Here is a 13,896-nt window from a genome sequence, read left to right on the forward strand (position 1 = left end):
GCCGTTGCCGGCGCGGGCGGCAACGGCGGCGATGCCATCACGCCGACCACGGTGGGTCGGCGGGCTCGCTGGACCGCAGCCCCGCTAATTGCCAGGGCCAGAGCCCATTTCGGCGATGAGATCGGCGAGGGCCAGGACCCGCTGAGCGTCGCGCACGTGCAGGCCTTCGATCATGCGACCGTCGACGGTGATGACGCTCTTCCCCTCTGCCTGAGCATGCTCGTACGCCGAGACGATCTTGCGCGCGTCGGCCAGCTCTTGTTGCGACGGGCCGAACACCTCATTAGCAGGGTCGACTTGGGACGGGTGGATCAGCGTCTTGCCGTCGAAACCCATCTCGCGGCCCTGGCGAGCCTCGACCCGGAACCCGTCAGGGTCGGCGATGTCGTTGTACACGCCGTCCAATATGGCCTTTCCGGCCGCCCTGGCTCCCAACACGGCCATCGACAACGCGGGCACAACCGTGGCGCGTCCGGGCACGTGCAGCGCGTGCAGTTCGTTGACGAGATCGTTGGTGCCGATCACCAGCGCGGCCAAGCGGCCGCTGGCCGACGCGATTTCCTCGATTCTCAGGAAGGCGCCGGGCGTTTCGATCATCACCCACAGCTGCAAAAACGTTGGTGCGCCGAGTGATTCGAGCGCCCCGACCAGCGCTCGCACCTGTTCGCCTCGCTCCACCTTCGGCACGAGCACGCCGTGCGCCCCCGATCGGGCAGCGGCGGCCAGGTCGTCGTCGTGCCAGTCCGTGCCAAACCCGTTGATACGCACCACGATCTCGCGCGGCTGGTAGCCGCCGGACGAGACAGCGTCGCACACCTGCGCCCGTGAGTCCTCCTTGGCGTCGGGCCCCACGGCGTCCTCGAGGTCGAAAACCAATACGTCGGCCGGCAGCGTTTTCCCCTTCTCCAATGCCCTCGCATTATTGCCGGGCAGGTAGAGCGCGGACCGGCGCGGACGGAGCGGCGGGGCCATGCTCAGGCCTGGGGGCCCGCAGACGGGGGCCAGTGCGAACCTGGCGAGGCTTCGCCGGGTTCGGCGTGGTCGCCACGGGCCAGCGGCACCCACTGCTCGGTCGGCGCCGGCTGCTTCGACGAGGGGAAGTCGCGCAGGCTGCCCGATGGCTTGGCGTCCCATTTGGCGAACGTCAGCGGGGTCTGCAGCCACGCGTGCAGCAGGCAGTAGGCGGCCTCGAGCGAGTCAATGTGGGTGCGCTCCCAGCCGTGGCTGCCGTCGAGCCCGAAGCCCACCAGTGCGGCCCGCGTGCCCGCGCCCGCCTCGATCGCCGCGGCGGCGTCGGAACGGTAGTAGCGGAACACATCACGCGCGCACCTGATGTCCCGCTCCTCGGCGAGCCGGCACAGTTTTCGGGTCAGGTGGTAGTCGAATGCGCCGTGCATGTCGGCCATCGGAATGGTGACGCCGTCCTCGATGGAATGCTGACCCGGAGCGCACACCGCGTTGTCCACCGAAATCAGCTCGGCGACGTCCGCAGGCAGGCCGTGGCTGGCGCCGTGGCCGACCTCCTCGGTGATCGTCACCATGATCATCGTGCGATGCGGCAGCAGCACCCTGTTCTCGGCGAAGTTCTTGGCCAGCGCGAGCGCGACCGCCACGCCCGCCTTCCCGTCGAGGTGGCGGGAGACGATGTAGCCGTCGGCGGTGAGCTCAGGGCTGGCGATCAGCGCAACGAAGTCACCGATGTTCAGGCCGAGGCGAAGCAAGTCCTCGCGCGAGGACACCTTGCGGTCGACGCGGACTTCGACGTGGTTCCAGTCCGTGGGCTGGGTGTCGATCTCGTCGCCGAAAGCGTGGCCACTGGACTTCAGCGGCAGCACTGTGCCGGTGACGAATTCGTCGGGATCGTCCGAAAAGATCCGCACCCGAGCGCCCGTGGCGAACCTCGCCGAAAAGGTGCCGATCGGAACCAGCTCGAGGCGGCCGTTGTCCTTGAGGCTGCGCACCATGCAGCCGATGGTGTCCGCGTGAACCGCCAGCGCCCGGTCCGTGGTGGGCGACTCACCCGCGAGCTCGGCGGCCAGAGCCCCGCGGCGGGTCAGCGAAAACGGCACGCCGAATCCATCGAGGATGCCGCCGATCAGCTGCATCACCGCATCCGTGCGCCCCGACGGGCTTGGCGTCTGCAGCAGCGCGAGCAGCGTGTCGATCATCCACGCGCGGTCGGCCTCGGCCATGGCCGGCGTTCGGCCCACGGTGTCTCCCTTCATGTCAGCTCGATTCGCGTTCAACCTACCGGGTCGCCCGCCATCATCGACCGGCGCCGGCTCATCGGCGGTCCGCGGTTCGTCTGCCCAGGTTCCGCAACATCATGCTCATCCCCCGTTAAACCAGAAAACGTTCGGCCTAAATGTTGTTGACGTTTCGTCTCGACTGCTATGGCTGCCATAACGCAATTCGGGGTTCTGCCCGGCGCCGACCGCGTGCACTGTTTTGCACGGCAAGCCACCGAGCAACAGGAGCGCAGGCAGTGCGGTCGACCACCTTCGCCATCAACAACCGGACGTACACCGTGCCCGACGCGCCCGTCGTTGTCATCTGCATCGACGGCAGCGAACCCGACTATCACCTGGAAGCGATGAAGGCCGGCCGGATGCCGTGGCTGAGTGGAGTGCTGGCAGGCCGGGGCAGCTCGTGGCCGGCACACTGCGCGATGCCCGCGCTGACCAACCCGAACAACCTGTCCATCGCGACGGGTCAGCCGCCGGCCGTGCACGGCATCTGCGGCAATTACCTCTTCGACGCCGAGCGCGGCGAAGAGGTGTTGATGAACGACAAGCGGTTCCTGCGGGCGCCGACGATCTTCGCCGCCGCCAACGACGCCGGCCTGGACGTGGTGGTGGTCACCGCCAAGGACAAGCTGTACCAGCTGCTCGGCGCCGGTCTCGTCGATCAGGGCCCGAGCCTCGACGGCAGCGGCACGCTCGTCGCACCCGCGCGCACCGGCATCTGCTTTTCCGCCGAAAAGGCCGATCGCGCCACCGCCGCCGGCAACGGCATCGGTAATGTTCTCGACCTTGTCGGCATGCCGCTCCCGCACGTCTACTCGGCCGACCTCAGCGAGTTCACGCTGGCCGCGGGCGTCGCGATCCTCAAGTCTCGCGAGGCCGACCTGATGTACCTGTCGCTGACGGACTACATCCAGCACAAACACGCGCCGGGCACCGCGGCCGCCAACGCGTTCTACGAGATGATCGACTCCTACGCAGCACAACTCGACGCCTTGGGCGCGATCGTGGTGCTCACCGCCGACCACGGCATGAGCGCCAAGACCGATGACACCGGCAGGGCCAAGGTGCTCTACGTCGAGGACGCGGTGCGCAGCATCCTTGGCCTTCCCGCCGCCAACGGGGAGCGCGTCGACGGCGTGCGGGTCATCCTGCCGATCACCGATCCCTACACCGTGCACCACGGAGCGCTGGGCTCGTTCGCCAGCGTGTACCTGCCCGCGCTCGCCCACCGCGATCGCGTCATCGAGCAGCTGTGCCGGCTCGACGGCATTGAGGCGGCCCATGATCGGGAGGACGCGGCGCGGACCTATGGCCTGCCCGCCGACCGGATCGGCGACGTCGTGGTGCTCGCCGAGACCGACACCGCGCTCGGCCGGTTCGAAGCGTGGCACGACCTCACCGGCCTGGACGCCCCGCTGCGGTCGCACGGCGCGCTGGGCGAGCTTCAGATCCCGTTCATCATCAACCGTTGCCTGCCTCGGCCCGACCTCGTCGATGAGTCCTACGGCCTGCCGGCGTCCGTGCACAACTACGACGCCTTCTGGGTGGCAACGACTCTCGTAGTCCAGCACCAGTCCGACGCCGCCTCGGCGGTGTGACCATCCCAAGATCGGTGGAAGACGATGTCTAGCACTTATCAAAAGCCCACGGCCACATTGGATCCGGTGGCAGTGTCGGAGGCGAAATTCGCCCGGCTCAAATGGCGCATGCTGCTCGCGACGATGTTCTGCTACCTGTTCTTCTACACCGGTCGGCAGACCTTCGGTTTTGCCATCCCCGGAATTCAGGCGGATCTGGGGCTGAGCAAGGGCACGCTGGGAGCCATCAGCGGCGCGATGCTGTGGTGTTATGCCGCCGGCCAAATGCTCAACGGCAATGTGGCCGACAAGTTCGGCGGGCGCCGCCTGATGACCCTTGGCGCGGTGCTCTCCACAATGCTCAACTGGTGCACCAGCTTTGCGGTGGGCACCAAGTCGCTGGCGTTCTTCTGGTGTGCCAACGGCTTCAGCCAGGCGATGGGCTGGCCGTCGGGCAGTCGGGTGATCTCGAATTGGTGGGGTCCGCACGAACGCGGCAAGAGTTTCGGCTTGTACACTTTCGCGGCCGGCATGGCATCGGTGGTGGCCTTCGTGACGTCGACCATCGTGGTCGACACCCTGCACTTGCATTGGCAGTGGATCTTCCGAATCCCGGTGCTGCTCATGCTGTTCGGCGGCATCACCTTCTACCTGCTATCGCGCGAAAACCCCAAGAAGGCCGGCGTCAAGCCGCCGGCGTCCCACAGCGGTGACGTCGAGCACGTCGAAGCAAACGCCGGGAACTCGCTGGATCGGTACAAGGCGGTGCTGCGCAACCCTAAGATCTGGTCGACGGGCGTCGCGATCGGTTTCCAAAATGCCGCCCGATACGGGTTGCTGATCTGGGTGCCGGTGTACTTCCTGGGCAAGAACTGGGCCAAGGGCGGCGGTGCCGTCAGCCCGCTGTGGATCTCCGTAGCGCTTCCAGTAGGCATGGCCGTCGGCGCGCTGACCAACGGCGAATTATCCGACCGCTTCTTCGGGTCCCGTCGCGACCGGCCGATCATCCTGTTCATGCTGCTCGGCGCCGTCTTCGCGATGACCATGTATCTCGGGCATCTCGGGACCTTCGCCGGCATCGTGGTGCTGTTCTTGACCGGGTTCTTCGTGTACGGCCCGCAGTCGTCCTTCTGGGCGCTGTGTCCTGACATCGCCGGCAAAGAGATGGCTGGAACCGCAACCGGTGTGGTGGACTTCTTCTCCTACCTGTTCGCCGGGGCGGCCGAGCCGCTGATCGGCCGAGTCATGGACCACACGGGCAATACCGCCCTGGTCTTCCCCATCGTCGCCGCGTCCTGCGTGCTCAGCGCCCTGGTTGCGCTGACCATCCGGCGTTGACTGCGGACACCGCCACCGTGGCGGTGTGGTCCGGCGTCGAGAAGGGATTCTCGCTGCAGTGCCAGCCGCTCCCCCGCCTGCGCCCCGATGAGGTGCTTGTTGCGGTGGAATTGGCCACCATCTGCGGTAGCGATCTGCATACCATTGCGGGCGATCGACCGACGCCCGTGCCGACCGTCCTCGGCCACGAAGCCGTCGGCTCGATCGTCGCGACGGGCGGTGCGGCCCACGGACACGACGGGCGGCCGCTCGGCGCCGGCGACCGCGTCACCTGGACCATCGGGACCGCATGCGGCGAATGTCGCCGGTGTCGGCGGGGCTTGCCGCAGAAATGCCTGAGCGGGCGCAAGTACGGGCACGAGGCGATCGACGACCACTGGCGGCTCAACGGCGGGCTGGCCACGCACTGCCATCTGGTCGCGGGCACCGGCCTGGTCAGGGTGCCGCAGCGTCTCCCGGCCGCCGTGGCGGCGCCGGCCAATTGCGCCACCGCGACGGTGGTGTGCGCGGCCCGACGCGTGGGTCTGGGCGCCGATGATTCCGTCGTGGTGCTGGGCTGCGGCATGCTCGGCCTCACCGCGGTCGCCTACGCCCGGGGCCGGGGTGTGCAGCACGTCATCGCCTGCGACGTCGACGGGTCACGCCGCGAGATGGCCCTCGAATTCGGCGCCGCTGCGGCCTGCGGTCCCAACGAAATTGCGAGCGCTGCATGGGAATACGGCGCCGATGTCATTTTCGAGCTGTCGGGTGACCGCGCCGCCGTGCGGGCGGCATTCGACATCGTCGATGTCGGTGGCAGGATCGCACTGGTGGGCTCGGTGTCGCCGGGGCCGGAGATCGGCTTCGAACCCAGCGGTTACGTCAAGAACCTGACCACCGTGGTTGGCTGCCACAACTATCGGCTCGACGATCTGGCCGAGGCCGTCGACTTCCTTGTCCGCACCGACTCGCAGGAACCGCTCGCGGGCCTCGTCCCGCACCCCTACCGCCTACATGACATCGACATCGCGGTCGGGGCCGCCCTCAGCGGCGCGGCCCCGCGCATCGCAATACAGATGTGCTGACCACGCGCGCAGCAAGGAGCCATCGATGACCCAGCCCCATCCCGACCATCTGCTCAACCACGTCGACGGCTTGTGGAAGCCGAGCGTCGGCGGGCAGGTGCGCACCAACCTCAACCCGGCCAACACCGACGACGTCATCGGGGAGTTCAGCGAGTCAGTCGCCGCCGACGTGGTCGCCGCGATCGACGCGGCCGTGGCCGCCCAACCGGCGTGGGACGCCGCCGGACCCATCGCCCGCGCCGAGGTGCTCGGCCGCGCCCGGCGCCTGGTCGAGCAGCGCGTCGACGAATTCGCCGCCGCCATCACCCGCGAGCAGGGCAAGCGGTTATCCGAGGCGAAGGGCGAGGTGCACCGCTCGCTGGCCATCCTCGACTTCACCATCGGCGAGGCGCGCCGCATGAACGGCGTGACCACGCCGGCCGAGGAACCACGCACCATCGCCATGACGTTTCGCCGTCCGCTCGGGGTCGTCGGGCTGATTACCCCGTGGAACTTCCCGCTGGCCATCCCGATGTGGAAGGTCGCGCCCGCGCTGCTGGCGGGATGCGGCGCCGTGCTCAAGCCCTCACCACTGACGCCGCTAACGTCGACGCTGCTGGTGCAGGCGTTCGCCGACGCCGGCGCCCCGGCCGGCGTCCTCAATTTGATCCAGGGTGATCGGGAAGCCGGTGAGGCGCTCGTCGCCGATCCGCGGGTGGCGGGCATCTCGTTCACCGGCTCGCTGCCCGTCGGACAGGCCATCAACCGCGCCGGCGCCGGGCGACTGATGCGCACCCAACTGGAGCTCGGCGGCAAGAACGCGTTGATCGTCCTCGGCGATGCGGACCTCGACGCCGCCGTTGACGCGATCCTCCACGGCGCGTTCGGCCAAAGCGGGCAGCGGTGCAGCGCGACCAGCCGCGTCATCGTGGACCGCAACGTGCACGACGCCCTGCTGGCCCGACTGGTCCCCCGCGTCCAAGCGATGCGGGTCGGCCGTGGCGACCAGGACTGGGCCGACGTCGGCCCCGTCGTCAACGATGAGCGCCAGCGAGCGTGCCTGGGCGCCATCGAGAAAGCGGCCGACGAGGGAGCCGAAATCGCTTGCGGCGGAAAGCCTCTCACCTTGGAAACCCCGGGATACTTTGTCGAGCCGACGGTGCTGACCAACGTGGCGTGGGACAGCGAACTGGCTCAGGAGGAGGTGTTCGGCCCGGTGTTGTCGGTGATCGCCTGCGAGGGATACGACGAGGCGATGCGGATCGCGAACTCCGTCCGCTACGGCATGTCGGGCACGATCTTCACGCAAAACCCATCGCTGATGTTTCAGGCACTGCAGGACTTCCAGGCGGGCATGCTGCACGTGAACCGGCCGGGTGTCGGTGCATATGCCCACCTTCCGCACGTGGGCGCCAAGGCGTCCCAGCTCGGCGCGCCGGAGTGTTCGCCCGACGTGTGGGACTTCTATACCGATCTGCGTTCGGCCTGCATCCAGTACTGACGGGTCAGGCGGGCCAGGAGGCTATGCCGCCGACCAGCGCGACGAACGCCTGCTCCGGCGGCGTCAGCACGCGGTCGGCCCGCCGCACCAGATACACCGTTCGACGCGGCGGCGGCGGATCGACCTCCAGGGCGACGAGGGTTCCCGACGAGCGCTCCCGGGCGGTCACGTGTTCGGAAAGCAGCGTGAGTCCGAGGCCGGCATGCACCGCCTCCTTGAGCGTGTCAGGCCCCCAAAGGTCCCACTGATCGGCGGCGTCCAATCCCCACGACCGAAGCGCCGCCTCCTGCTGCCGACGGGTCGCCGAGCCCATCTCGCGCAGCAGAAAACGTTGGCCCGCAAGGTCTTTAGGCCGGACGATGCGTCCGGCCAGCGGCGTTCCGGCGGGGGCTACCAATATCATCGCTTCGGAGAACATCGGCTGTGCGATCAACTGCTCTTCGCGGGGGGTATCGGCGCACAGGCCCAGGGCCACCTCCCCGTCCAGCAGCCAATTTTCCACTGTGTCCTCGTTGCCGACGCGAATCTGACACTCGACCTTGGGAGCCCGTTCGGCGAAATCGGACAGCAGTCTTGGCAGCAGATAGGTCCCCAGCGTGGTCGTGCCGGCGATCGACAGCCGACCCGCCTCGAGCCCCTGGAAGCCGGCGGCCGCATGCTGCAGGCTTTCCAACAGTTCGAACACCTTGCGGGCGTGCGCGACCGCCACATCACCGGCCGGCGTGGTGCGCGCACCTTTGGTGCTGCGCTGAACCAACGGCACACCGAGCGAAATCTCGAGATTGCGGATGTGGTTGGACACTGACGGCTGGCTCATATAGAGCTTCTTCGCGGCTCCGGAAAACCCGCCCGCCTCCACGACGGCGATCAGCACCTCGAGCTGGGTCAGGCTCACCATTTCGCAGAGCAATGTTACGGGCCGGCAGGCGACGCCGACGGGCGCGTAGCTCCCCATTCGCGTAGTCCACTACGCGTGTGCCCGCGACCGCCTACCGGTGACAGTAAAGAGTGGCCGCGCCATTGGCGCGGCCGATACCAACGACCTCAGGAGCCTGAAATGACCATTGACAGCAACGCGCCCCACGCCGAACCGACGCTGGCAACGAAGGAGCCGGCCTGCAAGAGCCAGCCACCGGTGGATCTGCTCAGCGATGTGCGCGAACGCCCGGTGCCGAGCCCCTACGACGTGGCGAGAAAGTGGTGGGTGTGGTCTGGTGTCACGCACATCGGCGACTGTGCCTTGCAAGACGAGATGCTCACGATTCGAGCCGACGGGACGGCCAATTTCTTCGCACACGTGAAGTCAAGTGACGATGGCGACCGGTGGGTGTTCTACGGCGGCATCTCGTTGTTCGACGTGCACGGCGTCGTGCTGTGGACCAGCCCCAAGCTGGTGGGCCCCCCGATGACGTGGGAGGACGAATGGACGACCTGGGACGAGAATTTCAACTTCCCGGTTGTGTGGTTCGACTCCGCCGCGGGCGCACGGATCAACCAGGCACACTGCTGATCGTCGATCCCGAGGGCCCGATACGCGAGGTGCCGGCCTTCAGAACAGGTAGTCGACTACGCGTGACGCCCTACCAGCGGCTTCATAACGTGTTCTTCGACAGCCGCAAACCACCCCCAGGGAGCTGAAATGTTATCTAACCCAACGGCAGCGGCGTCTCACCGGGATACCGTTGAACCCTTACCTGCCGATCACGCGTTGCAGACACCTTTTGTGGGGGGAGGGGTATCTGCAGCAACGGGCTCCGGGGAAGCGCAAGGCACTGTCTCCGCTTCCCCGGAGCCCGTCCTCATCACCGAGCAGCAGGTGATGTTCGCAACCGCCGCGGTCGGCGCGGCATCGCGCACCGCCGTGGTCCGACGCGGCTGGATCGTCCTGCTCTGGCAACGGGCGTCGCGGTGGCCCACCAGCCAACCTGAGCCGCGCAGCCGCTACGCGCGACTGCGCTCCAGCTACATCGAGCACGCCGCCATGGCCCGCGAAATGGAACGACTGTGAACGAACTCGTCATGCTCATCGAAGGCGTGGTACTGATAATTCTCAGCATCGGAATCCACAGCCTCACCGGCTGGTTGGAGCGCTGGGACTACCAACGCCACCGCGAGGATTGAGGCGGCATACTCGCCAGGGTTTTGCCGTCGACCGCGCGACACAACCTCCGCATTGGCGTGTGATCCAGCAAAACGTGTCACGCTATTCGAGAGCCGAGTTTGCCGGTGACTGACCGTCGAGCCTTGGAGGCGAGTGTGTCGAGACATCTGTCAGCATGGGCTCCGGTCATCGCGCCGGGGATGATCGTCGCGGGTGTTGTTCTGGTGTTCGTCGGCGCGCCCGGGGCATTCCCACCGGGGCTCACCCGCTACACGTTCGGAGACCACGGACCCGGGGGCTCGGACATCAAATCGCAATTGCCAGCAGCACTGCACAGCGACCTCTGGCTGATCGCGGGCTACGGGATGGTGCTGGCCGGATGCGCCGTGTTCTACCGCATCCGGGCACGCTCCGAATTGGGCTGCCTCGTCGCTAATTTCGTGGCTGCCGCAGTCGCGGTCGCGGTGATTGCCGACCTGCTCGAAGACTGTCTGCTGTGGATGACGTTGACGCCGGCACGGGACGTCCCCTCGCTACGCACGGCCACCGCAGCCGCTGCCACCGTCAAGTTCTGCGCGTTTGCCGTGGCGGCGGTCGGGCTGATCGCCTCCCTCGGGATCGTTCTGCGCGGCGTGATGGGCATCTACCAGGCATACGCATGGCATCACAGCCAAGGTGTGTCAGTGCCCCAGATGTTGCGGCCGCTCAGAGCATTTCGGTGGATAGGACTCGGTGCGCGCGATGAAGCTGCCCCGACGCCATGGTGGGATGCGGTGCTGGCACCGTCGGATTCGCCGGTGCCACCGACGACCGACGAACTTGTCATCGAAAACCAGCAGAGCTGGGTGCGCGCATATGACGTGCCGGGCGTCACCAAGGCTCTGGAGAATCGCACCGAACCGCTTCGGGCGCTGTGTCTTTCCGGTGGAGGCGTACGGTCGGCCTGCGTGGCGATGGGTGCCATGCAGGTTTTTTCCCAACCATTCGGCGAAGCCGGCACCGCGCTGCGGAGGGCGGACCACACCGACGCGACCACCCTGTTGGATCGCCTCGATTACGTCATTTCGGTGTCGGGAGGCGGATATGCCGCCGGCGCGCGGCTGCTGGGGGTACAGGCCAAAGATGCGGACTCGGAGCGAAAGCGAAGAGAGGACCACCCACAACCGGACGAACCACCACGGAACATCGCCCCGATTTCGAAGCGGTTTGAAGAAGGATCGGCCGAGTTCGATCATGTTCGCCGCGGATCGAGTTACATCGCCGACTCGCCGCTCGGCTTGGTTCGTGCCCTCGCACAGGTTCTCAAGAATCTCTTGGCCTCCCTGACCACTATTTTCACCGTTCCGGTTCTCGCTGGGTCGGTGGTCGGCTGCCTGCTTGCCCAGATCCCGATCGCAGCGTTTCCCCCAGTGTCGGACGTGCGTCCAGCCGCCCATCAGCAAAGCCTGTCACTTGACGCTGGCTCCGCAGCCTATTGGGCGGTGGGCTTTTTCGCCGCCACGGCTGTGCTGTTCACCATGGCCGGGGTGGTGATCGAGTGGGGATCCAATAGCCGGCCCGGCGAGCTTTGGCGGACGCGGATGTCAGGCGTGGCCCGGGTGTGCGCCGGATTCGCGGTGGTGGTCCTCACGCTGACGATCGTGGTGCCCGGATTGATGCGGCTCTGTTCATGGGTCGGCACGCACAATCCATCCCGCCCGGGTAGCGCGTTGGCCGCGGCGTCCGGCGTCGTCGGACTCAACTACATAGCCGCGCTGATCGCGATGATCTGGCGCGATAAAAACAAACTTGTCCAAACCGCCGCCTCCGAACCATCCCCGTCGTTCCTGAAACGCGTTCTGCCGCAGGCGGTTATCTCGTTGCTGCTGACCGTGGCAACCCTGGCCGTGCTCCTGGCCGTATGGCTGGCGCTCCTCGGCAGCTTCGCCGCCGGTTTCTTCAAGACGGCCATCGAAAGCGGACAGGGCGTCACTGGCGTTGTGCACTCGGGCTGGTGGTTGGGCGGTCTGGCGCTCATCTTGGTATTCCTCGGCTTCGCTGATGTGACGTCGCTGAGCCTGCATCCCTTCTATCGGCGGCGCCTGGCACACACTTTCGCGGTGCGGCGAATACCCGCGGAAGGCGTTCCTAACGCAGCCGTGCGGTATCCCAACAGCGAGCCAACCTGGCTCCACCGGTACGGATACGCGACAAATGGTCCTAAGTTCGTGTTCGCCTGCTCGGCCACCATCACCGGCCCCGACAAGCCCGCGCCCGGACTCAACGCTGTGTCGTATGTGATGAGCGCGGACTACACCGGCGGGCCGGAGCTCGGTTGGTTTGACACCGAGAAACTGTTCAAGGCGTCGCCGCCCCGGATTCGCCGGGATCTGACAGTAGAGGCTGCGGTCGCGGTGAGCGGTGCGGCGTTCGCTTCGGCGATGGGGCGGCAGGACAAGGGAATCGAGAAGTTACTCGCCGTTTCCGGCGCGCGGCTGGGCACCTGGCTACCCAATCCGAACTTCGTTCGCCAACTCAAGGAAGCCGAAAGCGCGCGCAAGGAAAAGGTCGACGGCCCCCTAGATGCCGAGCACCAGCTACCTCGGGTATGGCCGAAATCGCTGCCGACCGTCCGCGGCGCGGGATACCTGTACCGAGAGATCCTCGGTATCAACAACAAGAACGCCCGGCTGGTGCAGGTAACCGATGGCGGCCACTACGACAACTCAGGCCTGGTCGAGGCGCTGCGGCGTCGGTGCCAATTGATCTTCGTCGTCGACGGAGGCGGCGATCCCCCGCCGCTGCCACTCGGTCTCGCAGACGCTCTTCGGCTGGCGAAATACGAACTGGGGGTCGACATCGCGCTGTCAGAGACCGGTCCGTATTCCGTCGAGAGCATCGCGCCGGGCTCTGGGACACAGTTCGCCGAGGATAACGCGCTGGCGGGCCTCAACGGCCGCATCACGCGCGGTGCGGTCGTCAAGGGCACCATCACGTATCCGGCCGCGGCGGGCCTGCAACAGAAGGGGAGGCTGATCTTCGTCAAAGCCGTAGTGTCCCAAGCCTGCCCGTACTGGCTCCTGACGTATGCGGCGTCCAATGAAATCTTTCCGCACGATCCGACGTCGGATCAGTGGTTCAACGAGGGGCAGTTCGCCGCCTACACCGAGCTGGGCCGCGTCATCGCCAAAGAAGCCGTCGAATGCTTGAGGCAGGGCAAGTGGATGGATGCGGCCGAAACAACTCAAGAAGATGCCAAATGAGGATCAGCACACAAGGGTTGCTGGATCCTCATCGAGCGATGCCATCAGTGATCGGATTGGAAGACCGACGGCGGACCCCAGCCGGGGCCGTTGAAGCAGCTATCCCCGTGTTGCTCTGCGCAACTCACCAGCGGTTCGGGAGGCGGTGGCGGCGTGGGCGTCGGGCCGGTTTCCGGGATGCTGAAGTGCGACGCATCGCGGATCGCCCCGTTGTCCTCGCGCAGCCTGTAGTAGGCACCGGCCTCACGTTCCCGGTAGAAGGCCTTGATTTGGTAGGGCACCGGAACGTGGGGATCGGTCGCGACGACCAGCTTCCACTGCCCATCGACCACGTTGGTGCTGTTGGCCCAGTACTGGCCGCCTGACTGCCGCGGGCCTACCAGGACAACCACGCTGTCGACGTCTTTTTCAGCGGAGCCCGCAACTGTCACCGCAGTGCCCGAATCGTTAATCGCCACTTGGTCAAACGACCCGCGCGGGGATGGCTGAATACGGGTCGGTGAGGTGATGGTCGTCGGTGTGGCGGCCGGTCCCGCGGAGTTGTTGGGTCCGGAACCACCGTCGTGCATGAGCGCAATGACGATGGACGGGACCCCGGTGAGAATTGCCGCGCCGATCGTGCCGATGAGCCCCATTCGGGCGACCGACATAGAGGGTCCCTCGCCGCCGTCCTTGCGCTTGCCGGCGCCGACCGACTTCGGCTTGCGCGATCGCTTCTGTCCCCCCGGTGCGCTGACCGGTTGTGCGTGCGATGTCATGGCGCTACCTCCGTACGGAGAGCTTGTGCTTGCAGTTGTGTCGCCTCACGGCGTTTCGATTCCCACTGGTCGCGGGGCGCGCAGAAGCAG

The 13,896-nt window shown here is 66.5% G+C and carries 11 protein-coding genes; 7 read left to right on the plus strand and 4 right to left on the minus strand.

All coding sequences use genetic code 11. The features are described 5' to 3' along the window. Nucleotides 1-84: 84 nt before the first annotated feature. Nucleotides 85-972 (minus strand): CoA ester lyase, encoded by an 888-nt coding sequence (locus tag A5764_RS16355; protein WP_067114534.1) that lies wholly within the window; start codon nt 970-972, stop codon nt 85-87. Between the two features lie 2 nt (nt 973-974). Continuing rightward, nucleotides 975-2,210 carry an osmoprotectant NAGGN system M42 family peptidase gene (locus A5764_RS16360; RefSeq protein WP_067114573.1) on the minus strand — a complete coding sequence of 412 codons (1,236 nt, stop codon included), beginning with the start codon at nt 2,208-2,210 and terminating at the stop codon, nt 975-977. A 275-nt stretch (nt 2,211-2,485) separates the two neighbouring features. On the opposite strand from A5764_RS16360, the gene phnA reads away from it, so the two are divergent. From phnA to A5764_RS16380, 4 genes are read left to right on the plus strand one after another with little or no spacing between them, the layout of a single operon-like run. Continuing rightward, nucleotides 2,486-3,844, plus strand: a complete 1,359-nt coding sequence (phnA, locus tag A5764_RS16365) for a phosphonoacetate hydrolase (protein WP_067114535.1) — start codon at nt 2,486-2,488, stop codon at nt 3,842-3,844. Between the two features lie 24 nt (nt 3,845-3,868). Further along, complete coding sequence (locus tag A5764_RS16370; RefSeq protein WP_067114536.1) at nt 3,869-5,161, plus strand: MFS transporter; 1,293 nt, start codon at nt 3,869-3,871, stop codon at nt 5,159-5,161. Continuing rightward, entirely contained in the window at nt 5,158-6,225 is a 1,068-nt protein-coding gene (locus A5764_RS16375; protein WP_197501496.1) for a zinc-binding dehydrogenase, read from the plus strand. Before A5764_RS16370 ends, A5764_RS16375 begins: the two co-directional genes overlap by 4 nt. A 25-nt stretch (nt 6,226-6,250) precedes the next feature. Further along, a complete protein-coding gene (locus A5764_RS16380) occupies nt 6,251-7,705 on the plus strand; it encodes an aldehyde dehydrogenase (RefSeq protein WP_067114538.1) in 1,455 nt (484 codons plus the stop codon). A 4-nt stretch (nt 7,706-7,709) separates the two neighbouring features. Here the strand turns inward: A5764_RS16380 and A5764_RS16385 are convergent, their stop codons facing one another. Beyond that, a complete protein-coding gene (locus A5764_RS16385; RefSeq protein WP_067114539.1) occupies nt 7,710-8,603 on the minus strand; it encodes a LysR family transcriptional regulator in 894 nt (297 codons plus the stop codon). Between the two features lie 159 nt (nt 8,604-8,762). Here A5764_RS16385 and A5764_RS16390 point away from each other — a divergent pair, with 159 nt between their 5' ends. The 3 genes from A5764_RS16390 (at nt 8,763) to A5764_RS16400 (ending at nt 13,048) form a co-directional block, all read left to right on the plus strand. Continuing rightward, nucleotides 8,763-9,215 carry a DUF6294 family protein gene (locus tag A5764_RS16390; protein ID WP_067114540.1) on the plus strand — a complete coding sequence of 151 codons (453 nt, stop codon included), beginning with the start codon at nt 8,763-8,765 and terminating at the stop codon, nt 9,213-9,215. Between the two features lie 309 nt (nt 9,216-9,524). Further along, nucleotides 9,525-9,713 (plus strand): hypothetical protein, encoded by a 189-nt coding sequence (locus A5764_RS16395; protein WP_156664713.1) that lies wholly within the window; start codon nt 9,525-9,527, stop codon nt 9,711-9,713. A 677-nt stretch (nt 9,714-10,390) separates the two neighbouring features. Continuing rightward, nucleotides 10,391-13,048, plus strand: coding sequence for a hypothetical protein (locus tag A5764_RS16400; protein ID WP_156664714.1), 2,658 nt, complete (start codon nt 10,391-10,393; stop codon nt 13,046-13,048). A gap of 44 nt (nt 13,049-13,092) precedes the next feature. Here the strand turns inward: A5764_RS16400 and A5764_RS16405 are convergent, their stop codons facing one another. After that, a complete protein-coding gene (locus A5764_RS16405; protein WP_067114543.1) occupies nt 13,093-13,806 on the minus strand; it encodes a hypothetical protein in 714 nt (237 codons plus the stop codon). Between the last annotated feature and the right edge of the window lie 90 nt (nt 13,807-13,896).

Origin of the sequence: Mycobacterium sp. 852002-51057_SCH5723018, from assembly GCF_001667035.1 — a bacterium.
In the GTDB taxonomy this organism is placed as follows: Bacteria; Actinomycetota; Actinomycetes; order Mycobacteriales; family Mycobacteriaceae; genus Mycobacterium.